A 20,884-nucleotide genomic window follows, 5' to 3' on the forward strand; every position below is an offset into this window, starting at 1 on the left:
GTCCCGCGCGGGGCGCGGCGGCGCGACGGCTCGTCGCCGGATGCGGTGCGTGGATCGGCACCGTCCGTCCGCGATTCGCCCATGACAGGCATGTCTTCCATCTCCATGCCCAGGCTCTGGCGGATGCGGTCCAGCACGGCGTCGGGTGCTGGCTGGGCGGGCAGGGCGTCGACGATGCCCAGGAAATAGGCTTCCCATTTCAGCGCGCGCGCGGCGGCCGCGTTGTCGTGGGCCAGGCGCGACTGGATGTCCGCCACGCGGTCGGGCATGTCCAGACCCAGCACGTAGCGGGCGATCTCGTCGTCGGAGTAGGAGCGGTGTTTGTGGTGGTTGCTCATGCGCGCACCGCCCCGTCGATGTGTGCCAGGGCGGCGGACAGGGAGGCTTCGATGTCGGGCTCGGAGCGGTCCAGGCGGGCCGCGATGCGGGCCGGATCGCCGCCGTGCAGGTAGGCCTGCAGCAGGGCGTCGAGTTGCGGGCCGGGCAGGGTGGACAGGGCGCCGGCGACGGTGCCGGCCGGCGCGTCGGACGGCAGATCAAGGGCGGGCAGGGGCGTATTTTCCGCCGGGTGGCGGCCATCGGCGCGCATCTGCCGCGCATGGGCCGACGCACGGTAGCGCAGGATGCTGTAAACCCAGGCGCGTGCGGTGCCGATGGCCGGGCTGTAGCCGGCCGCGTTGCGCCAGATCAGGACGAAGGTTTCGTGCAACACAGTGTCGGCCGCGCCGGGATCGTCCAGCATGGCCAGCGCCAGGGCACGCATGGCGGGGGACTCATGGCGGTACAGCGCCAGGAAGGCGGCGCGGTCGCCCGCCGCGCAGGCGCTTAATTCCGCTTCGAAATCGAAAACTGAAACAGTCATACAATCTTTCCCGTTCACCGGGGCTCGGGATGCGTCGATCAGATGGCGCTTCCTCCAGGAATGCCCTTATTGTATGCGGACCCGGCGCCGTGCACTCCGCCATTCGTCCCTTGCCTGATTTCCGGATATTTCCATGCGTTTTTCCCATACCGGCCCCGCACCCGAGCGGCGTGACGACTGGCTGACCCTGAAGACCCTGTGGCCGTACGTCTGGGCCTTTCGCGGCCGGGTCGTGCTGGCCTTCATCTGTCTGGTCGTGGCCAAGGTCGCCAACGTCGCTACGCCGGTCTGGCTCAAGGATATCGTCGATGCGCTGGGCGTTGCCCCGACGCTGATGGCTGTGCCGCTGGCAGCCCTGCTGGGCTATGGCTTGTCACGTCTGGCGACCTCGGTGTTCGGCGAACTGCGCGACGCCTTGTTCGCCCGCGTGACCCAGGGCGCCATCCAGCAGGTCGCCAGCCAGGTCTTCCGGCATCTGTTGGCGTTGTCGCTGCGCTTTCACATGGGCCGGCGCACCGGCGGGCTGACGCGCGACATCGAGCGCGGTACCAAGGGCATCGGTTTTCTGCTCAATTTCATGGTCTTCAACATCGTGCCCACGCTGCTGGAGATCGCCATGGTCACGGGCGTGCTGCTGTGGCGCTATGACTGGATCTTTGCCGCGCTGACCTTGGGCACCATCGCCGCCTATGTGCTGTTCACGCTGAAGGTCACCGAACGCCGCATGGTCTATCGGCGCACCATGAACTCGCTGGACAGTCAGGCCAATGGCCGGGCGGTCGACGCGCTGTTGAACTACGAGACCGTCAAGTACTTCGGCAACGAGGCCTACGAAAGCCGCCGCTACGACACCGACATGACGCGCTGGGTGGATTCGGCCGTGCGCAATCAGGTGTCGCTGAATCTGCTGAACATGGGGCAGGGCGTCATCATCACCCTGGGCATGACCGCGCTGCTGTGGCAATCGGCGCGCGGCGTGGTGCAAGGCCACATGACCGTGGGCGACGTGGTGCTGGTGTCGGCGTACCTGACCCAGTTGTACGCGCCGCTGAATTTCCTGGGTTTCGTCTACCGCGAGATCAAGCACGCGCTGGCCGACATGGAGCGCATGTTCGACCTGCTGGGCAACCGCCAGGAGGTGGCCGACCGCCCCGATGCCGTCGAATTGCGGGCGAACGAGGCCAGCCTGGCCTTTGAGGCGGTGGATTTTGCCTATCAATCAGATCGTCCGATCCTGCACCGGGTGGGTTTCAGCGTGCCGGCGGGCGGCTCATTGGCCGTGGTCGGGGCTTCGGGCGCCGGAAAATCGACCCTGTCGCGCCTGCTGTTTCGCTTCTATGATCCGACCGGGGGCTGTGTGCGGGTGAACGGCCGCGACATCCGCGACTACACCCAGGCCAGCCTGCGCGCCCATATCGGCATCGTGCCGCAGGACACGGTGCTGTTCAATGACAGCATCGGCTACAACATCGGCTACGGCCGCCCCGACGCCACTCAGGACGACATCGAGCAGGCGGCGCGGGCTGCCCACATTCATGACTTCATCGTGTCGCTGCCTCAGGGCTACGAAACCCCGGTCGGTGAACGTGGGTTAAAATTGTCCGGTGGTGAGAAACAGCGTGTCGCGATTGCCCGCGCGCTGCTCAAATCGCCCCCGATCCTGGTCTTCGACGAAGCCACCAGCGCCCTGGATACGCGCACCGAGCGCGCCATCCAGTCGCAGCTCGAACGCATCGCCCAGGGGCGCACCACGCTCATCATCGCGCACCGTCTGTCGACGATCGTCCATGCCGACCACATTCTGGTGATGGAAGCCGGCCGCGTGGTCGAGCAGGGCACCCACGCGGCGCTGCTGGCGCTGGACGGCCGCTACGCCCGGATGTGGAATCTGCAACAGTCTCGACCCGAACAGGATACTAGGGTTTGACCTATATCGTACCAAAGAGGTACTATTTGGCTTTCAAGCCCACCCCTGGAACCCCCGATGCTGCGGATCAGCAAGATCGTCGATTACGGAATCCTCGTGCTCACGCACATGGCTGCCCGTCCGACGCACGTTTGCAGCGCAGCCGGACTGGCGGGTGACCTGGGTCTGGGCCAGCCCGTCGTCAGCAAAGTCCTGAAACTGCTGGCCCAGCACGACCTGGTTGCCAGTACGCGCGGTGCCCACGGCGGCTACCGCCTGGGACGCGAGGCCGAGCACATCAATGTCGCTCAAATCATCGACGCGCTCGAAGAGCAGCCCTTCGGTCTGACCGAATGTACGGCATTGCCGGGTGCGTGCAGCGTCGAGGGTGCCTGCCACATCCGTTCTCACTGGCAACGCATCAATCGCATCGTGCGCCGCACGCTGGAATCCGTCACGGTGGCCGACATGCTCGACGGCGAGGGTCCCGGCGCGCTCACTGCGCCCACGCCCGCATCCGCCGCCCTGGTCCCCGCGCCCAAGGCCGGCGCGCGCCGGGCCATTCCGAATATCACGAACTGGAGTCTGTCCAAATGAGTACCGTCAACGACAAGCTCGATTCCTTTCTCGACCGCGACTACGAGGCCGGTTTCGTCACGCAGATCGAAACCGAGACCTTCCCCAAGGGGCTCGACGAGGATGTGATCCGCCGCCTGTCCGCCGTCAAGCGCGAGCCCGAGTTCATGCTCGAATGGCGCCTGAAGGCCTATCGCGAATGGCTCAAGATGAGCCTGCCCCAATGGGCCAAGCTGCATTACGCGGACCCTGATTTCCAGGACATCAGCTATTACTCGGCACCCAAGTCCAAGATGGACGGCCCCAAGAGCCTGGACGAAGTCGATCCCGAACTGTTGCGCACCTACGAAAAGCTGGGCGTGCCGCTGCATGAGCGCGCCAAGCTGGCCGGCGTGGCGGTGGACGCGGTGTTCGATTCGGTGTCCGTGGCGACCACGTTCCGCAAGCAACTGGCCGACGTCGGCGTGATTTTCTGTTCGTTCTCCGAAGCGCTGCGCGAATATCCCGAACTGGTACAGAAATACATGGGCACGGTCGTGCCGCCCACCGACAATTTCTACGCGGCGCTGAATTCGGCGGTGTTTTCCGACGGCTCGTTCGTCTACATCCCCAAGGGCGTGAAATGCCCGATGGAACTGTCTACGTATTTCCGCATCAACAGTGCCGACACCGGCCAGTTCGAGCGCACCCTGATCATCGCCGACGAGGGCGCCAGCGTCAGCTACCTGGAAGGCTGTACGGCGCCCATGCGCGACGAAAACCAGTTGCACGCCGCCGTGGTAGAACTGGTCGCGCTGGACGATGCCAAAATCAAGTATTCCACGGTGCAGAACTGGTACCCCGGCGACGAAAACGGCGTCGGCGGCATCTATAACTTCGTCACCAAGCGCGGGGACTGTCGCGGGCCGCGCTCGCGGATTTCCTGGACCCAGGTGGAGACCGGCTCGGCCATCACCTGGAAGTATCCCAGCGTGATCCTGCGCGGCGACGATTCCGTGGGCGAGTTCTATTCCGTGGCGCTGTCCAACCACCGCCAGCAGGCCGACACCGGCACCAAGATGATCCACATGGGGCGCAATACGACCAGCACCATCATCTCCAAGGGCATCTCTGCGGGCCACGGCAGCAACACCTTCCGCAGCCTGGTGCGCATGACGCCCAAGGCCGAGAACGCGCGCAACTACACGCAGTGCGATTCACTGCTGATCGGCAGCCAGTGCGCCGCGCACACCTTTCCGACCATGGAAGTCCAGCATCCCAGCGCCAACGTCGAGCACGAGGCCACCGCCTCGCGCATCGCCGAGGACCAGCTGTTCTATGCCATGCAGCGCGGCCTGTCGGCCGAGGATGCGGTCTCGATGATCGTCAACGGCTTCTGCAAGGAAGTCTTCAAGGAATTGCCCATGGAATTCGCGGTCGAAGCACAGAATCTGCTCGGCGTGAGCCTGGAAGGCAGCGTAGGTTAAGGAGCCCTCTCATGCTGAAAATCGACAATCTGCACGCCTCGATCGAGGACAAGGAAATCCTCAAGGGCCTGAGCCTGAACATCAAGCCGGGCGAGGTTCATGCCATCATGGGTCCCAACGGGGCCGGCAAGAGCACGCTGTCCCAGGTGCTGACCGGCCGCGAAGCCTACAAGGTCACGGCCGGCACCATCGAATTCGAAGGCCGCGACCTGCTGGAACTGAGCGTCGAGGAACGCGCCCGCGCCGGCATCTTCCTGGCCTTCCAGTACCCGATCGAGATCCCGGGCGTCTCCAATGCCTACTTCATGCGCGCGGCGGTCAACGCCATGCGCCGCGAGCGCGGCCTGTCCGAACTGGACGCCATGGACTTCGTGAAGAAGGCCAAGGCCGAGATGAAGCTCGTCGGCATGCGCGATGAATTCCTGTACCGCTCGGTCAACGAAGGCTTTTCCGGCGGCGAGAAAAAGCGCAACGAAGTCCTGCAGATGGCGCTGCTGGAACCCAAGCTGGCCATTCTGGACGAAACCGATTCGGGCCTGGACATCGATGCCCTGAAGACGGTGGCCGACGGCGTCAACCGCCTGCGCTCGCCCGAACGCGCCATGATCGTCATCACGCACTATCAGCGCCTGCTGGATTACATCGTGCCCGACTACGTGCACGTGCTGGCCCAGGGCCGGATCGTGCGTTCGGGCGGTCACGAACTGGCTCTGGAACTGGAAGAAAAAGGCTACGGCTGGATCGAAGGCGTGACGCCTGCCGCCAAGCCCGCCGCCCGAGGGGTGAGGGCATGAGTGCGTCGGACCTCTCCAAGACAGGGCCGGACCTGCAAGCCTGGGCCGATACGTTCGGCCGGCGCGCCGGGGGGCTGCCTGGCGCCGGAGTGCCCTGGCTGGCCGACATGCGCCGCCAGGCGCTGGATCGCTTCATGAGCGAAGGCTGGCCGACGCCCCGCATCGAAGCCTGGCGCCACACTTCGCTGGCACCGCTGGCCGCCGCCACCTTTGATGATGGCGACGCCCAATCCGTGGCCGGGCAGGTCGCCGCCCTGAAGGCCGCCGAACCGGGCCACTGGCTGGTGTTCGTCGACGGCGCTTTTGACGCCGCCCTGTCCGAAATCGGTTCGCTGCCGGCCGGTGCGACGATCCTGCCTCTGTCGCAAGCCTGGGCCGATCATGCCGAGGCCATCCGCGCCGCCTATGGCGACGCAGCCGAGGGCCACAGCACCAGCGCCCTGAACCTGGCTCTGGCCAGCGATGGCGCCTGGGTCCGGCTGGGCCGCGGCATCGCCCTGGAACAACCGATCCATCTGGTCTGCGCGGCCGCCTCGCCGCGCGCGGCGCACTTCCTGCGCCACCTGATCCAGGCCGAGGCCGGTGCCCAGGCCACGGTGGTCGAACACTATGTGGGCGCCCCGGGCGTGGCCAATTTCCGCCACGCGGCCACGCGCCTGCGTCTGGATCAGGACGCGCGCATCACGCACCTGAAGCTGCAACAGGAATCCGCGCAGGCCTGGCACCTGGGCGAGATCGACGCCGTCCAGGGGCGCGGTTCCTATTTCGCCTCGCACTCGGTGTCCCTGGGCGCGCGGCTGGCACGCCACGACATCACCACGCGTTTTGCCGACGAACGCTGCGAGACCCTGCTGAACGGTCTGTATTACGTCGATCAGCGCCGCCACGTCGATCATCACACCCTGATCGGCCATGATAAGCCGCGCTGCGTCAGCCACGAGTCCTATCGCGGCATCATGGCCGACGCCTCGCATGGCGTGTTCTCCGGCCGCATTCTGGTGGCGCCCGGCGCCGACGGCACCGACGCCGTGCAGCGCAATGACAGCCTGCTGCTGTCGCGCCTGGCCAAGTCCGACGCCCGGCCTGAGCTGGAAATCTACGCCGACGACGTGAAATGCGCCCACGGCGCCACCGTCGGCCGGATCGACGCGGACAGCCTGTTCTATCTGCGTTCACGCGGCCTGGACGAGGCGCTTGCGCGCGACATCCTGATCTATGCGTTTGCCGCCGCCAGCGTCGTGCGCATTGAATCCGATCCGCTGCGCCAACGGGTGGAGCGCGCCGTGCGTACGCTGCTGCCGGGTGGCGCCGTCCTGGAGGAAGCCGCATGAACGCCCCGCTGACCTCGTCACAAAGCGCATCGCTGGCCGAGGGCCTGGTTTCGCCCTGGGCGGATGATTTTCCGATCCTGGCGCGGCCCGTGCGCAAGCGGCGCCTGGCCTATCTGGACAACGGCGCCACGACGCAAAAGCCGCGCGCCGTCATCCAGGCGATGGAGGCGTTCTACACAGAGTCCAACGCCAACATCCATCGTGGTGTGCATTGGCTGTCGCAGCATGCCACCGACCTGTACGAACAGGCGCGGGACCGCGTGCGCGTGCTGCTGAATGCACCGGATAGTCAGGACATCGTCTTCACACGGGGCACCACGGAGTCCATCAATCTGGTGGCCCAGACCTGGGGCCAGTCCCTGCAGGCGGGAGACGAGATCCTGGTCACGGGGATGGAGCATCACTCCAACATCGTGCCCTGGCAACTGCTGTGTGCGCGCACCGGTGCGGTGCTGCGCCACGTACGCATCACCGATCGCGGCGAACTGGACCTGGACGATTTTCGCGCCCAGTTGAACTCGCGCACCCGTCTGGTGGGTTTTGCGCACGTGTCCAATGCTCTGGGTACGGTCAATCCGGTCACCGAACTGGTGCGTCTGGCACACGCGGCCGGCGCCCTGGTGCTGATCGATGGCGCCCAGGCCGTGGCCCACGCCCCGGTGGACGTGCAGGCCCTGGATTGCGATTTCTATGCCTTTTCCGGTCACAAGCTCTACGGCCCCACCGGCATCGGTGCGCTCTACGTCCGGGGTTCGATCCTGGCCGATCTGCCGCCCTGGCAGGGCGGCGGCGACATGATACGCACGGTCAGCTTCGAGGGCAGCACCTGGGCCACCGGTCCGCAGCGTTTCGAGGCGGGTACGCCGAACATCGGCGGCTCGATCGTGATGGGCGCCGCCATCGACTACGTCCTGTCCGTCGGGCTGGATCGCATCGCTGCGCACGAGGCCGCGCTGCTGGCCGAGGCCACCGAGCGCATGCGGGCGCTGCCGGGCGTGCGTCTGGTCGGCACGGCCGAGGACAAGGCCGGCATTCTGTCGTTCCTGGTGGACGGCATCCACCCGCACGATCTGGGCACGATCCTGGATACCGAAGGCGTGGCCATCCGCGCCGGCCATCATTGCGCCATGCCCTTGATGTCGCATTTCGGCATCCCCGGCACTGCACGCGCGTCCTTCGCCCTGTACAACGACGGGCGTGACATCGATGCCCTGGTGGCAGGCGTGCGCAAGGCACAGAAACTGTTTGGGGTATGAACCGATGAGGGATAACGACGACGGCCTGCGCGACCTGTACCAGGAAGTCATCTTCGATCACAACCGCAAGCCGCGTAATTTCCATGCGATGGACGACGCGTCGCACCGCGCCGACGGGCACAACCCGCTGTGCGGCGACCAGTTGACGGTCTACGCCAAGGTCAGCGACGGCATCGTCCAGGACGTCAGCTTCATCGGCCACGGCTGCGCCATTTCCACGGCGTCCGCCTCGCTGATGACCGAGGCCGTGCGCGGCCAATCGATCGAGCAGGTCGAGGCGCTGTTTCGGGACATCCACGCCATGCTGACCGAGGCCCACCCGGATTGCGATCTGGGCAAACTCGAAGTCCTGTCGGGGGTGCGTGAATTCCCGTCGCGGGTGAAGTGCGCCACGCTGGCCTGGCATACCCTGCACAACGCCATCGTCCAGGCGGGCGATACGGCCGTCACTGAATAATGCGATGAACCAAAGGTAAACCTCATGAGCTTCAATCGTCAGGAAGTGATCGTCAACCGGGACTGCCCGGCGGTCACCGTCCCCTACGGCTCGCCCGTCACCATCGAGGCCGGCTGCGAGGCCGTCATCACCCAGCAACTGGGCGGCACCTACACCGTCATGGTCGAAGGCAATCTCTACCGCATCGAGGGCAAGGACGGCGACGCCCTGGGCTTCGAACCGGTCGAGGACGTCCGGCACGTCCACGAAGGCCCCGCCACGGCGGAATCCGTCGAGGAAGCCGCCTGGGCCATGCTGTCCACCTGCTACGACCCCGAGATCCCCGTGGACATCGTCAACCTGGGGCTGGTGTATGAATGCAATGTCCTGCCTGCCGGCGCTCCGGATCGTTTCCGCATCGAAATGAAGATGACCCTGACGGCGGCCGGCTGCGGCATGGGCACCATGATCGCCGACGAAGCCCGCAACAAGCTGCTCAATATCGAAGGCGTGGACGAGGCTACGGTCGATCTGGTTTGGGACCCGCCCTGGAGCCGTGAAATGATCAGCGAGCCCGCACGCCTGCAGTTGGGTTTGCTGTAGTTCTTTCCGCGTTCGAGCGGAATTCTTGACCTTTCGCATCGCGGCGGCGGGCGGATTCATCTCAGTGTCATGAGTTTCGTTTAAGGTGTGTGACACTACGTTCAGTCACGCATTTCATGTCTTGTCTTCCGGCCCCCGCGTTGTGTGCTTCGCCCCTGCCTGGCCATATTCTCCCCGAGAGCCGGGATGATGTGGCCGAACTGCTGCTCCACGGAGAATTGAGCGCCGTTTTTCAGCCCATTTTGTGGATGCGTGAAGGCGCGCTCCTGGGGTACGAGGGGCTCATCCGGGGGCCGCAGGACAGCCCGCTGCGCGCGCCGGACCGCCTGTTCCAGGCCGCGCGCGCCTGCGGCCTGGACATTCCCCTCGAGCACCGTTGCTGTCGCGTCGTGATCCGGCGCTTCGCGGCGCTGGGCCTGCCGGGCCGCCTGTTCTTGAACATCAGTCCGATGGCCCTGCTGCGCGTGGCCGACGGAGCGCTGGACCTGGCCGCGCTGCTGGCCGAATCCGGCCTGGAGCCTGCCCGTCTGGTGATCGAAATCACTGAACAGAACCATGGCGGGTGCTGGGCCGATCTGATCCCGATCGCTACCCGCCTGCGCGCCCAGGGAGTCCAGTTCGCCATCGACGATCTGGGGTCGGGCTTTTCCAATCTGGGGCGCTGGCTGGACCTGCGGCCCGAATTCATCAAGACCGACAAGGTCTTCACGACCGGCATCCAGGATGACCTGCTGCGCCAGCAGGTGCTGCGTTCGGTTTGCGACATCGCCACCGTGGCCGGTGTCGTGGTCGTCGCCGAAGGCGTCGAGACCCTGGACGAACTGGCCTGCGTCGCGGATCTGGGGGTGGCCTGTGCCCAGGGCTATTACATCGACCGTCCTGCGGCCGATCCTGTCCGGACGTGCTGGTCCGGGCTGATCGCCAGCCTGGCGGAGCGCCGGCACGCCGACACACGCGGTGGCCTGGAGTCCGACCCGGCCCACGACGGAACGGAAGGCCGGGCGCTGCGCCTGCTGCGCCGCGTGCCATGCGTGTCGCCCACCCTGCCCAACGAGGCGGTGTTCGACCTGTTCCGGCTGCACCCTGAATTGCACACCATTCCTGTGGTGGACGAGGACGTGCCGGTCGGCGTGCTGACCCGGGCCAGCCTGATCGAGCGGTTTTCACTGCCGTACCAACGCGAACTGTACGGCCCCAAACCTTGCCGCCAGTTCATGGACGTCGCGCCGCTGGTCGTGGACATGCATACGCCGTTGATGACGCTCAGCCGCTGGCTGGCCGAGACCGAGGGGCATGGCCTGGTCAACGATTTCATCATCACCGGCCAGGGCCGCTACCTGGGCATCGGCACCAGCCAGGACCTGCTGCAGGCGCTCAACCGCTTGCAACTGCGCGCCGCGCAGCATGCCAATCCGCTGACGCAACTGCCGGGCAACGTGCCCATCGACCGGCAGGTCCAGCGCTGCCTGGCCGATGGCCAGGCATTTGTGGTGTGCTATGCCGATCTGGATCATTTCAAGCCCTTCAATGACGTGTTCGGCTACCACTGCGGGGATGACGTGATCCAGTTGCTGGGACGGGTCCTGTCGGCGCACATCGACGCCGGGCTGGACTTCCTGGGGCATATCGGCGGCGATGACTTCATTCTGCTGTTCCGCAGCCCGGATTGGCAGATGCGTTGCAAAGCCATGCTGGACGCCTTTTCCCTGGGCATGGCCCGCCTGCTGGACGAGACGGGGCGGTCGGCTGCCGGCAGCTACGAGGCCGAAGACCGTCAGGGTCAGCGCCGGTGCTACGACCCGCCGACCTTGTCGCTGGGCGCCGTGTCTGTCGAGCCCGGTGTGTACCAGTCGCGACATCAGGTCGCCCAGGCCGCCAGCGAGGCCAAGGCCCAGGCAAAGAAGCAGAGCGGGCCTTGTTTGTACGTCGAACGGCGTCAGCCGAAACCGTTGTTTGCCTCACGCTCCGCAACACAAGCAGCGTGAAAGTTTCTATGCTAGAATCACGTTCTTTCGGGGCGTAGCGCAGCCTGGTAGCGCACTTGCATGGGGTGCAAGGGGTCGCGAGTTCGAATCCCGCCGTCCCGACCAGCATTGCCAAGGGTCCACAGATTTCGGTCTGTGGGCCCTTGTTTTTTGGCGACCCCTTGCACCCCATGCAAGGGGTCGCCACATCCGGGACTCAGGACTCGTGGAAGAATTCATGGCCCGCAGCAAGAAGCAGATCGCGCGCTTTGATGCGGTCGCTCTCGGCCACAAGCAAATGCTCGCCGTCGAATGTGCATACGACAAAAACGCCGATGCCATGGGTGGATAGCGGGGTGATCAGCGAATGAACGATCCCGGCTGCCTGAAAATCAAACGGGCCTATTGTCCGGAGACAAGCCCAGCCCGGTTCACTTTCGACCGAGTCAGGCACTCTGTCTTCCATGCAAACGATGGTCAGTTCGTCATCGGCACGGACGATAGCGGAAAAACCGGGTCCGCAAGCCCAGCCGGGAATTGAACTGTCGGGGGGAGGGCGGGCAATTGTGTAACGGCCCGCAATAAATCGAAGGCTTAGCGCCATGAATGGTAGTTCCCTTCTATTGTTCCCGCGGCCTGTAAGCCTACCCCAACACCGGCACCCCGATCAGCGCCCCATGCAGCTTTACAAGAAAACCCAGCCAGATCAGCACGCCGACCACGAGGCTGATCATCGTACCCGGCAGCGTGCCCGCCGCATAGCGTGTCTCCTGATCCCGGTCCCGCCGGCGAGCCGCCCTGAGATCCAGCAGGGCCCAGATCAGGAAGCTGGCAAACAGGATGACGCCGGCGAGTTCACCGTTGGCCAGCAGGTGGCCTAGCGCCCAGGCCTGCACGCCCAGCAGCATCGGATGGTGCAGGCGAGCTTTGATGTGGTTGCGCGGCACATAGGCCGCGGCAATCAGGACGAAGGCGAGCAGCACCAGCAGGGCGGTCAGGTGCGGCATGCCGACAGGGGGGGGCCATAGAAGGACAGGGGCTTGCCGGGTCTGGCCGAAACCCAGGATGATCAGGCCCAGGCCGATCAGTGAAACCGCCGAATGGCCGATCTTCCAGGTGGTTGCGCCGAAGCGGGCGATTTGCCGGCTGCGCCATTCGTCCGCGCCGATGCGGATCGAGTGAGCGCCAAGGAACAGGGTCAGTCCTGCGATCAAGAGTGCCATGATGAACCGCCTTATCAGTGCCGTCTGGAATCGGGTGAGGGTCGAGGTAATAGTTAGTTAAGGATTTGTTTACAATGTAAACATCAAATCAATGCTGATTTTATGGGTATGATGTGTACGATGTCAACATTAGCATCCACAGGAAAATCGATAAAAAAATATCACCATCGCGACTTGCGCCAGATGCTGCTGGCCGAGGGGGTCAAACTGGTCCGTGAGCAGGGGCCGGACAAACTCTCGCTGCGCGAACTGACGCGCCGTGCTGGGGTGTCGGCCATGGCGCCGTACCGACATTACCCGGACAAGGACAGCCTGCTGGCGGCCATCGCAGCCGAAGGTTTTCGGCGCTTGGCCAGACAGTTGGCGTTGGTGGCGGATGCCGGGGGCGGCGCAGGCAGTCCTCTGCTGCAAAGCGGCCTTGCGTATGTACGATTCGCGCTGGCCGAACCGGCTTTGTTCCGCTTGATGTTCAGCGCCCGGCAGTTTAAAGACGTCCCCGAACTGCATCAGGCCCGTGCGGAATCGTTCGATGTTTTGATGCGGCACTTGAACACCGGCGCCGGACCGGAGCAGCAGAGGACTCGCGCGCACGGCTGCTGGGCGCTGGTGCATGGTCTGGCGCTGCTCCTGCTGGATGGCCTGCTGCAAATTCCCGAAACAGGTTCCCGCGATGCTTGGCTGGCGCGGATCATTGCCGGTACGATCGGTCAATCGTCTCCGACGACGGACGGCATTACATAGGCAGTTATTGAAGGTTAAATCTTTTGTATCTCTTGACATGCATCAAATTTTTTCCTTCAATGCAGGCACAAAGGTAAAAAGAGGTGGGGATGAAAAGAGACAAAAGAGGCTCGTTTCTTGCTGGATGCGCGGCGGTCGGTTCGGTCGTGTTGCTGGCTGCTTGCAATGATGGCGGCTCCAGCCGCCGGGTGGCGGATGCGGCGCCGGCCGAATCCGGCAAACCCAACATCCTTTTCGTCATGATGGACGACGTGGGCATCGATCAGATGACGTCGTTCGGTTATGGCGGAGCCAATGCCCCGAAAATGCCCAATATGGATGCGGTGGCCCAGGCGGGCATCCGCTTTCGCAACACGTGGGCGCAGCCGGAATGTTCGCCGGCGCGGGCAAGCTTCTTCGTCGGGCGCTACCCCACGCGCACGCACATCTACCAGGCCCTCGGCCCCAGTGATCTGGCCAACGCCCAGCTCTCGCCCTACGAGACGACGACGCCCCAGTTGCTGCGCAAGGCGGGGTACGAAAACGCCATGTTCGGCAAGTTTCACCTGGCCGGTCCGGAAAACAACGAGGCGGACATCACCACGCCGGCCCTGTTCGGCTGGGATTATTTCTATGGCTGGATCGGCGGCTTGCCCGAGTCCATCGACCTGCAGGCCGGTGGCGTCGTGCCGGGCGGCACCTCCAATCAGTGCGGCTTCGTGCCGGGGGCGATGGCCGTGGACGGGGCCGTAGGCGGCGCCTGCCACTTTCCGGACAATCGCTGCACGCCGGTCCGCAAGGATACGCCGGAGCAGGACGTGGCGGGCTTGCAGTGCCTGGCGGCCGGGGGCATCCTCGTGCCCAACGCCACTTGCGCGGACCCGAAACCGGCCGGTTTGGATTTTTCCCGGTACAACGGCTACTACGTCTCGCCTCTGGTGATCCTGGATCAGGGCCGGGCGGAAAAGGTGCTGCCCAAGGATCCCCGCGCCCGCGGTTACCGTACCACCATCGAGACGGATGCGGCCATCGACTGGATCAATACGCGCGCCTCCGGCAAGCCCTGGATGGCCACGGTCAGCTATACCTCGGCCCATACGCCCTGGCAGCAGCCGCCTGCGGCCCTCATGTCCGATCTGGTCGGGCCGGGCGGGTATCCCAATGCCGGTACGTTCGACAATCTCAGTTGCACCAGCGACGGCTCGGCCGCCGACGTGCTGCGCATGCAGGCCCTGCAGAACCGCATGACCCAGGCGCTGGACACCGAGTTCGGCCGCCTGCTGGTGGAAACCGGTATCGCAACCTGGAATCCCGACGGCAGTCTGAACTACGACCCCGAGGCCAGCAATACCCTGATCGTCATCGTCGGCGACAACGGCTCGCTGGGCTTGGCCGTCAAGCAGCCCTTCGACGCTTCCCGGGCCAAGGGCACGGCCTATCAGACCGGTGTCTGGGTGCCGCTGATCGTGGCAGGGCGTGGGGTCGCGGAGCCCGACCGCGACGTCGAGCACATGGTCAACGGCGTGGACCTGTTCGAACTGTTCGGCGAGCTGGCAGGCATCGATGTGCGCCAGGAACTGCCCATGTCGCGTCCGGTCGACTCCGTGGGGATCCAGGCCTACCTGAAGAATCCGGCGCAGCCGGCCCTGCGACAGACTAATTTCGCCATCAGCGGTCTGAATCAACAGGCCGACGGCGGGCGAAACGGCCCCTGCGTCGTGACGACGGCGGCAGGCGGCGGCACCTGCATGCAGATCGCCACGTCCAAATCGGTGTGCGGCGACAACAGCGGCTTCTGGTGGGGTGTGGGGCATGACGACCTGACCCCCATGGACGGCGATAATGCGATCGCCTCCTACGACACCTGCGCCCAGGTGAACCAGGTCCGCTACACCAACAACAACGCCGCCGTGATGTACACCGTCATGCCGGACCAGTCGGTGGCCGTCCGGGAAGAGCGCTACAAGCTGGTGCGCAATACCTTCAAGCGTTTCGATCCGGCCAAGGGCATCCACGACGAGGTGGAGTACGAGCTCTACGAGGTCGATCAGGCCAAACCCGCGCCGCTGCTCGACGAAGCCGGCATGAGCAAGATCAATCTCGATGGCACGCCCAAGCCGGGCTGGACCACCGGCGACGACCTGGCCTACAAGGATCTGAAGGGCCGGCTGGACCGTCTGATGCTGTCGGCGGTCGTGTGCGAGGGCGACGGCAATATCGATGGCATCGTGGACAAGGCGGATCTCGATAACTGGAACCGGATCTACAGCGGTTGGAGCCAGTCCAGCGTCTACGATTTCGTCGGCGCTACGCCCGGCAGCCCGCCCGATGGCCATACGAACGGCCCGGACCAGGACATCATCAGCCTGCAACTGGGCAAGACCTGCGTCTATCCGTCCAGTGTCTATTAATCGCCTGCGATTTCTCGCCCTGGCCGCGTCGGTCCTGGTGGCTGCGGCGGCGGGGGGGTACGCCTGGTTCCAGGCGTCCGTGCCGGCGGGGCCGGCCGAACCGGCCGTCATCCTGGGCGACGGCAAGGACACGCCCGGAGGCATGGCCTGGATACCGCCCGGCGTCTTTTTGATGGGCAGCGACAGCAGGCTGGCGCAGCGCAACGAACGGCCGGCCCATCCGGTGCGGGTGCGGGGATTCTGGATGGACGTGACCCATGTCACCAACGATCAGTTCGCCGAGTTCGTGCGGCGAACCGGCTACGTGACTACGGCCGAGCGCAAACCTGACTGGGATACGATCCGGGTTCAGTTGCCGCCCGGCACGCCCAGGCCGCCCGATACGGTGCTGGTGCCAGGGGCCATGGTGTTCGTCGGCACTGCAGGGCCGGTGGACCTGTCGGACTACAGCCAGTGGTGGCGATACGTGCCGGGTGCCGACTGGCGGCATCCGCAAGGACCGGGCAGCTCGATCGAAGGCAAGGGTGATCACCCCGTGGTGCAGGTCAGCTATGCCGATGTCCAGGCCTATGCCCGGTGGGCGGGAAAACGCATGCCTACCGAAGCCGAATGGGAGTACGCGGCACGCGGCGGGCTGGAGCAGGCCACCTATGTCTGGGGCGACGAGTTGATGCCCGATGGCCAGCCCATGGCCAATTACTGGGATCTCGGCCAGGGCACTTTTCCGGTGGTCAAGCCCGAGGCGGGCGGCGCGGCCGGCACGCTGCCCGTGACGTCCTTTCCGGCCAACGGCTACGGGCTGTATGACATGACGGGCAACGCCTGGCAGTGGGCGGCCGATTGGTACGATGCGCGCTATTTCGCCCGCCAGGCGAAGGCTGCGCAAGGCAAGCCCATCGATGATCCGCAGGGGCCGCCCCAGTCTTACGATCCATCCGATCCCGGGGTGCCGGTCAGTGCGCCCAAGCGGGTGATCCGGGGGGGATCGTTTCTGTGCAATGAGAACTATTGCCTGTCCTACCGGCCCAGCGCGCGTCAGGCGTCGGACCCCGCCAGCCCCATGTCGCACGTGGGCTTCCGGCTGGTGTCCGATGCGCCGCCGCCGGCATCGCCGTCTTTGCTGGCCCGTTTGTGGTCGCATTGAGGCGAGGTTCGAGGCGGGCAGGGGAGGCATGAGCATGTTGTGGATCACCTGGAACCTGGGGCTGGTGGCGACCGGGTGCGCCGCCCTCGCGTTTTCCCTGGCACTGGGCGTGCCGCTGGCCCGGGCCGCCTGGCGGTTGCCTCGGACGCTGGATGACACCCTGCCGGCCGAGCAGATGCCCGTGCACGTAGCCTCCCGGCGGATCTTCCTGTCGGTGGGGGCGCTGCTGGCCCTGGCGTGCGCCTGGCGTTTCGGCCCCACGGGCGCAGCCCTGGCCGCGATCGTTTTCGTGTCGGTGCTGCTGGCCCTGGCCTGGATCGACGCAGAGACCGGCTTCCTGCCGGATCGCTTGACGCTGCCGCTGCTGTGGCTGGGTCTGCTGGTCAATGTGGATGCGACCTTCGCGCCGTTGGCGCATGCGGTCGTGGGCGCGGCGGGCGGTTATCTGGCTTTCTGGTGCGTCGACGGGGTGTTCCGGGCGCTGACGGGGCGGGCTGCCCTGGGCCGGGGCGATTTCAAGCTGCTGGCTGCTCTGGGGGCCTGGCTGGGTTGGGCGGCTTTGCCGCGCGTGGTGTTCGCGGCCGCTGTCCTGGGCCTGGCGGTGGCGCTCGCGCGGCGGGTGATGGGCCGGTTGGCGCCGGGCGAGGCCTTCGGGTTCGGGCCTTTTCTGGCGGCGGCGGGCGTGACCGCCTTGCTGGGGGCCTAGGCGGATGGCGGCGTGGAGGATGGTGTCAGTGGCCGGTGTGCAGCGGGCCAGCCAGGATGAAACCCGTGGCGGGGGCCGCTGCTGCGGGCGCGGCGATGGCCTCGTCCATGCCGTCCTGGTTGACGACGATGCCGTGTGCGTGGACCTCGGCCAGCATGACGCCGGGAGCCAGGGTGTCGCCGACGCGGAAGGCCCGCGACGGAGCGCCGTCGATCGACAGGATCGCGGTGCCTCTGGGGCCGGCGGCCATCAGGCCGGTCATGCGTACCTGCAGACGGCCCCGGCCACTGCCGAACCAGCCGGCCAGGGCGTCGAGGGACGGCGCCGGGGCGGGTTCCACCGCCAGCATCGGAGGCGCCGGATCGGGTTGCGGCGCCAGCAGCAGGGCGCCCCACAAGCCGATGCCGCCGGCGATCGCCAGCAGGGCCGCTGCGTGCAGCAGGCCGGGCGCGTGGCGGTGCAGGAATCCGGTCACGGGAAGAGGAAGGACGGGCATGGATCGCGGGGCACGAGGTCCGGAACGTCGAAGTGGTCCAGTATAGTGCCGGCCGCGCGTTTCGTGGACCGGACCTCAGGCGGATCGGCGATCCGCGCATCGTGGAGCATCATGAAACCAGGTCTTTATCTTTCGCGCGCGACGCTGGAGCGCGGCTTTTCACTGATCGAGATCATGGTGGTGGTGGTCATCATGGGCATCCTGGCCGCGCTCGTCGTGCCCAACGTCATGGACCGCCCCGACCAGGCCCGGACCATCGCGGCCCGGCAGGACGTGGCCTCTATCCAGCAGGCGCTCAAGCTCTATCGTCTGGATCATGGCCGCTATCCGACCGTCGAACAGGGACTGGACATCCTGGCCGGTGGGCCGGCCGGCAAGTCCCGTTACATGGACCGCGTGCCCCGCGATCCGTGGGGCGCCCCCTATCAATATCTGAATCCCGGCGTGCGGGGCGAAGTCGATGTGTTTTCCCTGGGTGCCGACGGCAAGCCCGGGGGTGAGGGCGTGGATGCCGAGATCGGGATCGATGCGCGTTGACCCGCAGCGCGGGTTCACGTTGCTGGAGACGATGGTCGTGCTCCTCATCATGGGCGTTGCGATGGGAGCGGCCAGCGTGTCAGCGTTCGGCGATGCGCGGATGCGTACGCTGCGCCAGGATGCCCAGAGACTGGCAGGGCTGTTCATGACGGCTCAGATCGAGGCCCGGGCCGGCGGCGCGCGCATCGCCTGGCGGCCCGGCGAGCAGGGGTTCGCGTTCGAGCGACTGCCGCGCCCGCTGGTCCTGCCGGCTCGGGTGGCGGCCCGGTCAGCCGGGGCGCGGGATGAGCGCTTTTCGGCGGATGTGCCCCTGCGGCCGCGCGCCTGGCTTTCGGATGGACCGGTTTTGGTCGGCATCCGGCCGGCCGGCGCCCTGGTCTTCGATGGCGACTGGGTTCATTCCCCGCTGGACGTGACACTGAGCGCCGGCGGCCGGACCGTGCGCCTCTCGCGCTCGGGCAACGGGCATTACGAGGTCCGGCCGTGAGCGCGCCGGGCCGCCCCGGGCGCAGCGATCGCCAGCGCGGCTTCTCGCTGATCGAAGTGCTGGTGGCGCTGGCGATCGTCGGCGTCGCGCTGGCGGCCAGCATCCGTGCGCTGGGCGTGGGCATCGGCGGCACGCAGGCGCTCAGGCTGCGCAGCCTGGCCTTGCAGTCGGCGGAAAATGTCCTGGCGGAGATGCGCCTGCAGGGAGACTTTCCGGCCGTCGGCCGGCATCGACGGCCCTGTCCGCAGGCGGATCTGGCGCTGCAATGCGAGCAGTGGGTGCAGGCTACGCCCAATGCGCGTTTCCGCCGCGTGACAGTGCGCGTCCGGCTGGGAGACGGGCCGGTGCTTTCCGAACTCGACGGTCTGGCCTCGCGTCTGCCATGAAGATCCCGGCCCATGCTCAGCGTGGATTCACCCTGATCGAGGTGCTGGTCGCCCTGGTCCTGCTGGCGCTGCTGGGCTTGATCTCCTGGCGCGGGCTCGATGCCGTGCACCGTGTCTCCGAACGGCTTGATGCGCGCGCCGAGGAGACCTTGTCCCTGGTGCGGGCCCTGGGCCAGGTGGAGCGCGATCTGCGGCGTCATGCCGGGGCGGATGTCCTGCCTGCCTGGCAGGCGGCCGTGGGCGGGCCGGCTTCGCCCGGCCTGTCCTTTCCTGCAGCAGGCATCGCCTGGGCCCGTGAGTCGGGGCTGCTCCTGGTGCGTTCGACGGGCGATGGCAGGTGGCAGCGGCTGCGCTGGTACGTGGATCAGGGCGTTCTCTATCGGGCGGCTGGCGCCCCATCGTACCGCCTGCCCCTGCCCGAGCCGGGGACGGCGGTCGCGGTCCTCGATGGCATGCGCGCCTGGTCGCTGCGCGAATGGCGACCCGGCCAGGGCTGGATGGACCCGCAGGCCGCGTCGGCGGCTGCGACCGCCGCGCCGCGTGCGGCTGCCCGTGGCGGGCGGCGCACGGGAACGGAATCCGCGTCGGCGGACGAGACCGCAGGCCTGGAGTTCGTGCTGCATCGCCAGGAAGACGGCGCCCGGCGAACCTACCGCAAAGTGGTGCTGCTGCCATGAGGGCCGCCGGATTCCGTCAACGCGGCATGGCGGTGATCGCCGCCATGCTGGTCGTGATCGCTGCTGCCGCGCTGGCGACGGCTCTGATCGAAGGACAGGGCCGGCTGGTGCGGGTCTTGTCCACCGAACGGCATCTGGCTCAGGCGCATTGGTTGCTGCACGGCGGACTGGACTGGTCCCGCGTCATCCTGCATCTGGATGCGCGCGAGAACGCCACGACCCGGCTCGATGGCCTATGGACGCAGACGCTGGCGGACCTACCCGTGGGACCGGCCGACAACCCCCGCGCCGCCTTATTCTCCGGGCGGATCGAGGATACGCAGGGCAAGTTCAATCTGCGCGATTTGGCGGCGGACGGTCAGGCCAGCCCCGCCGCCGTCGCTGCTCTGGAACGACTGCTGCAATGGCTGGGGCAGGACCCGTCGCTGGCCCGCGTGCTTGCGCAGCGTGTCGCCGACAGCCAGCCGGGGCTGGGGCGGGCGCCCGTCGCGATGGGGCTGCGCAGCCTCGACGACCTGCAAGGCATCGAGGGCCTGGGCCTGCCGGGAGTGGAAGCGCTGCGTCCTTATGCAGCCTATCTCCCCGAAACGGTGCCGCTCAATGCCAATACCGCGTCTGCTGAAGTGCTGGGCGCGGTGATCGAGGGGCTGGGCCTGGCCGGGGCGCGGGACCTGGCCGCCCAGCGCGACCGGGGACTGTGGTTCGTCAATCGTGGCGATCTCATCAACCGCCTGCCGGCGTTGCAGGCGGAGCAGGTGCGTCGCCTGGATGTCCGCAGCGACTGGTTCAGCGTGGCGGGCGAGGTCTCGGTGGGTGATACGATAGTCGGGCTGCGGGCCTTGCTCCAGCGTGACAGGCAGGGGAGAGCCTCGGTCCGCTGGGTCAGCTACGAATGACAAGATA

General features: G+C 66.2%; 23 protein-coding genes and 1 tRNA gene. 19 read left to right on the top strand and 5 right to left on the bottom strand.

The annotated features are described in order from the left end of the window. The coding region (locus tag WA983_RS14710) for a hypothetical protein (RefSeq protein ID WP_424312254.1) at positions 1 to 338 on the bottom strand (338 nt) is incomplete at its 3' end. Continuing rightward, a complete protein-coding gene (locus WA983_RS14715; RefSeq protein ID WP_424312255.1) occupies positions 335 to 862 on the bottom strand; it encodes a sigma factor in 528 nt (175 codons plus the stop codon). The genes WA983_RS14710 and WA983_RS14715, both read right to left, overlap by 4 nt. A 133-nt stretch (positions 863 to 995) precedes the next feature. Here WA983_RS14715 and WA983_RS14720 point away from each other — a divergent pair, with 133 nt between their 5' ends. The 10 genes from WA983_RS14720 to WA983_RS14765 all read left to right on the top strand — a co-directional run bounded on the left by WA983_RS14720 (position 996) and on the right by WA983_RS14765 (position 11,320). Then, the gene (locus tag WA983_RS14720) at positions 996 to 2,789 is read left to right on the top strand and encodes an ABCB family ABC transporter ATP-binding protein/permease (protein ID WP_424250610.1); all 1,794 of its coding nucleotides are present in this window, start codon (positions 996 to 998) and stop codon (positions 2,787 to 2,789) included. A 57-nt stretch (positions 2,790 to 2,846) separates the two neighbouring features. Continuing rightward, positions 2,847 to 3,365 (top strand): SUF system Fe-S cluster assembly regulator, encoded by a 519-nt coding sequence (locus tag WA983_RS14725; RefSeq protein ID WP_424250612.1) that lies wholly within the window; start codon positions 2,847 to 2,849, stop codon positions 3,363 to 3,365. Beyond that, on the top strand, positions 3,362 to 4,810 hold the full coding sequence (gene sufB, locus WA983_RS14730) for a Fe-S cluster assembly protein SufB (RefSeq protein WP_424250614.1): 1,449 nt from the start codon (positions 3,362 to 3,364) through the stop codon (positions 4,808 to 4,810). Before WA983_RS14725 ends, sufB begins: the two co-directional genes overlap by 4 nt. An 11-nt stretch (positions 4,811 to 4,821) precedes the next feature. Continuing rightward, positions 4,822 to 5,604, top strand: coding sequence for a Fe-S cluster assembly ATPase SufC (gene sufC / locus WA983_RS14735; protein WP_424250616.1), 783 nt, complete (start codon positions 4,822 to 4,824; stop codon positions 5,602 to 5,604). Then, positions 5,601 to 6,935 (top strand): Fe-S cluster assembly protein SufD, encoded by a 1,335-nt coding sequence (gene sufD / locus WA983_RS14740; protein WP_424312256.1) that lies wholly within the window; start codon positions 5,601 to 5,603, stop codon positions 6,933 to 6,935. The genes sufC and sufD overlap by 4 nt, the downstream gene beginning before the upstream one ends. After that, entirely contained in the window at positions 6,932 to 8,191 is a 1,260-nt protein-coding gene (locus WA983_RS14745; RefSeq protein ID WP_424250618.1) for a cysteine desulfurase, read from the top strand. The genes sufD and WA983_RS14745 overlap by 4 nt, the downstream gene beginning before the upstream one ends. Before the next feature lie 4 nt (positions 8,192 to 8,195). Continuing rightward, entirely contained in the window at positions 8,196 to 8,648 is a 453-nt protein-coding gene (sufU, locus tag WA983_RS14750; RefSeq protein ID WP_424250619.1) for a Fe-S cluster assembly sulfur transfer protein SufU, read from the top strand. 24 nt (positions 8,649 to 8,672) lie between these two features. After that, positions 8,673 to 9,230, top strand: a complete 558-nt coding sequence (gene sufT / locus WA983_RS14755) for a putative Fe-S cluster assembly protein SufT (protein ID WP_424250621.1) — start codon at positions 8,673 to 8,675, stop codon at positions 9,228 to 9,230. Between the two features lie 116 nt (positions 9,231 to 9,346). Next, positions 9,347 to 11,215, top strand: coding sequence for a GGDEF domain-containing protein (locus WA983_RS14760; RefSeq protein WP_424312257.1), 1,869 nt, complete (start codon positions 9,347 to 9,349; stop codon positions 11,213 to 11,215). A 28-nt stretch (positions 11,216 to 11,243) separates the two neighbouring features. Beyond that, positions 11,244 to 11,320: transfer RNA gene (locus tag WA983_RS14765), tRNA-Pro, on the top strand. A 91-nt stretch (positions 11,321 to 11,411) separates the two neighbouring features. Here the strand turns inward: WA983_RS14765 and WA983_RS14770 are convergent. Next, complete coding sequence (locus WA983_RS14770) at positions 11,412 to 11,798, bottom strand: ACT domain-containing protein (protein ID WP_424247625.1); 387 nt, start codon at positions 11,796 to 11,798, stop codon at positions 11,412 to 11,414. A 40-nt stretch (positions 11,799 to 11,838) separates the two neighbouring features. Continuing rightward, a complete protein-coding gene (locus WA983_RS14775; RefSeq protein WP_424247623.1) occupies positions 11,839 to 12,417 on the bottom strand; it encodes an NnrU family protein in 579 nt (192 codons plus the stop codon). Positions 12,418 to 12,537: 120 nt separating this feature from the next. Here WA983_RS14775 and WA983_RS14780 point away from each other — a divergent pair, with 120 nt between their 5' ends. The 4 genes from WA983_RS14780 (at position 12,538) to WA983_RS14795 (ending at position 17,398) form a co-directional block, all read left to right on the top strand. Then, positions 12,538 to 13,158 (top strand): TetR/AcrR family transcriptional regulator, encoded by a 621-nt coding sequence (locus WA983_RS14780; protein ID WP_424247621.1) that lies wholly within the window; start codon positions 12,538 to 12,540, stop codon positions 13,156 to 13,158. 89 nt (positions 13,159 to 13,247) lie between these two features. Next, positions 13,248 to 15,548 (top strand): sulfatase-like hydrolase/transferase, encoded by a 2,301-nt coding sequence (locus tag WA983_RS14785; RefSeq protein ID WP_424247619.1) that lies wholly within the window; start codon positions 13,248 to 13,250, stop codon positions 15,546 to 15,548. Further along, positions 15,466 to 16,692 (top strand): formylglycine-generating enzyme family protein, encoded by a 1,227-nt coding sequence (locus WA983_RS14790; protein ID WP_424312258.1) that lies wholly within the window; start codon positions 15,466 to 15,468, stop codon positions 16,690 to 16,692. The genes WA983_RS14785 and WA983_RS14790 overlap by 83 nt, the downstream gene beginning before the upstream one ends. Positions 16,693 to 16,720: 28 nt before the next feature. Next, entirely contained in the window at positions 16,721 to 17,398 is a 678-nt protein-coding gene (locus tag WA983_RS14795; protein ID WP_424247615.1) for a prepilin peptidase, read from the top strand. A gap of 25 nt (positions 17,399 to 17,423) precedes the next feature. On the opposite strand, the gene WA983_RS14800 is transcribed toward WA983_RS14795, so the two are convergent. Continuing rightward, positions 17,424 to 17,894 (bottom strand): type II secretion system protein N, encoded by a 471-nt coding sequence (locus WA983_RS14800; RefSeq protein WP_424247613.1) that lies wholly within the window; start codon positions 17,892 to 17,894, stop codon positions 17,424 to 17,426. 111 nt (positions 17,895 to 18,005) lie between these two features. Here WA983_RS14800 and gspG point away from each other — a divergent pair, with 111 nt between their 5' ends. Genes gspG through gspK form a run of 5 tightly spaced genes read left to right on the top strand, consistent with a single transcriptional unit; the run spans position 18,006 to position 20,877 of the window. Then, positions 18,006 to 18,431 carry a type II secretion system major pseudopilin GspG gene (gspG, locus tag WA983_RS14805; protein WP_424247611.1) on the top strand — a complete coding sequence of 142 codons (426 nt, stop codon included), beginning with the start codon at positions 18,006 to 18,008 and terminating at the stop codon, positions 18,429 to 18,431. After that, positions 18,421 to 18,918 carry a GspH/FimT family pseudopilin gene (locus WA983_RS14810; protein ID WP_424312264.1) on the top strand — a complete coding sequence of 166 codons (498 nt, stop codon included), beginning with the start codon at positions 18,421 to 18,423 and terminating at the stop codon, positions 18,916 to 18,918. The genes gspG and WA983_RS14810 overlap by 11 nt, the downstream gene beginning before the upstream one ends. Further along, positions 18,915 to 19,304 (top strand): type II secretion system minor pseudopilin GspI, encoded by a 390-nt coding sequence (gene gspI / locus WA983_RS14815; RefSeq protein WP_424247607.1) that lies wholly within the window; start codon positions 18,915 to 18,917, stop codon positions 19,302 to 19,304. Before WA983_RS14810 ends, gspI begins: the two co-directional genes overlap by 4 nt. Next, positions 19,301 to 19,981 (top strand): PulJ/GspJ family protein, encoded by a 681-nt coding sequence (locus tag WA983_RS14820; RefSeq protein WP_424312259.1) that lies wholly within the window; start codon positions 19,301 to 19,303, stop codon positions 19,979 to 19,981. Before gspI ends, WA983_RS14820 begins: the two co-directional genes overlap by 4 nt. Further along, the gene (gspK, locus tag WA983_RS14825) at positions 19,978 to 20,877 is read left to right on the top strand and encodes a type II secretion system minor pseudopilin GspK (protein WP_424251180.1); all 900 of its coding nucleotides are present in this window, start codon (positions 19,978 to 19,980) and stop codon (positions 20,875 to 20,877) included. Before WA983_RS14820 ends, gspK begins: the two co-directional genes overlap by 4 nt. The last annotated feature ends 7 nt before the right edge of the window (positions 20,878 to 20,884 follow it).

This window comes from Castellaniella sp. (genome assembly GCF_049650445.1).
Classification (GTDB): Bacteria; Pseudomonadota; Gammaproteobacteria; order Burkholderiales; family Burkholderiaceae_B; genus Castellaniella.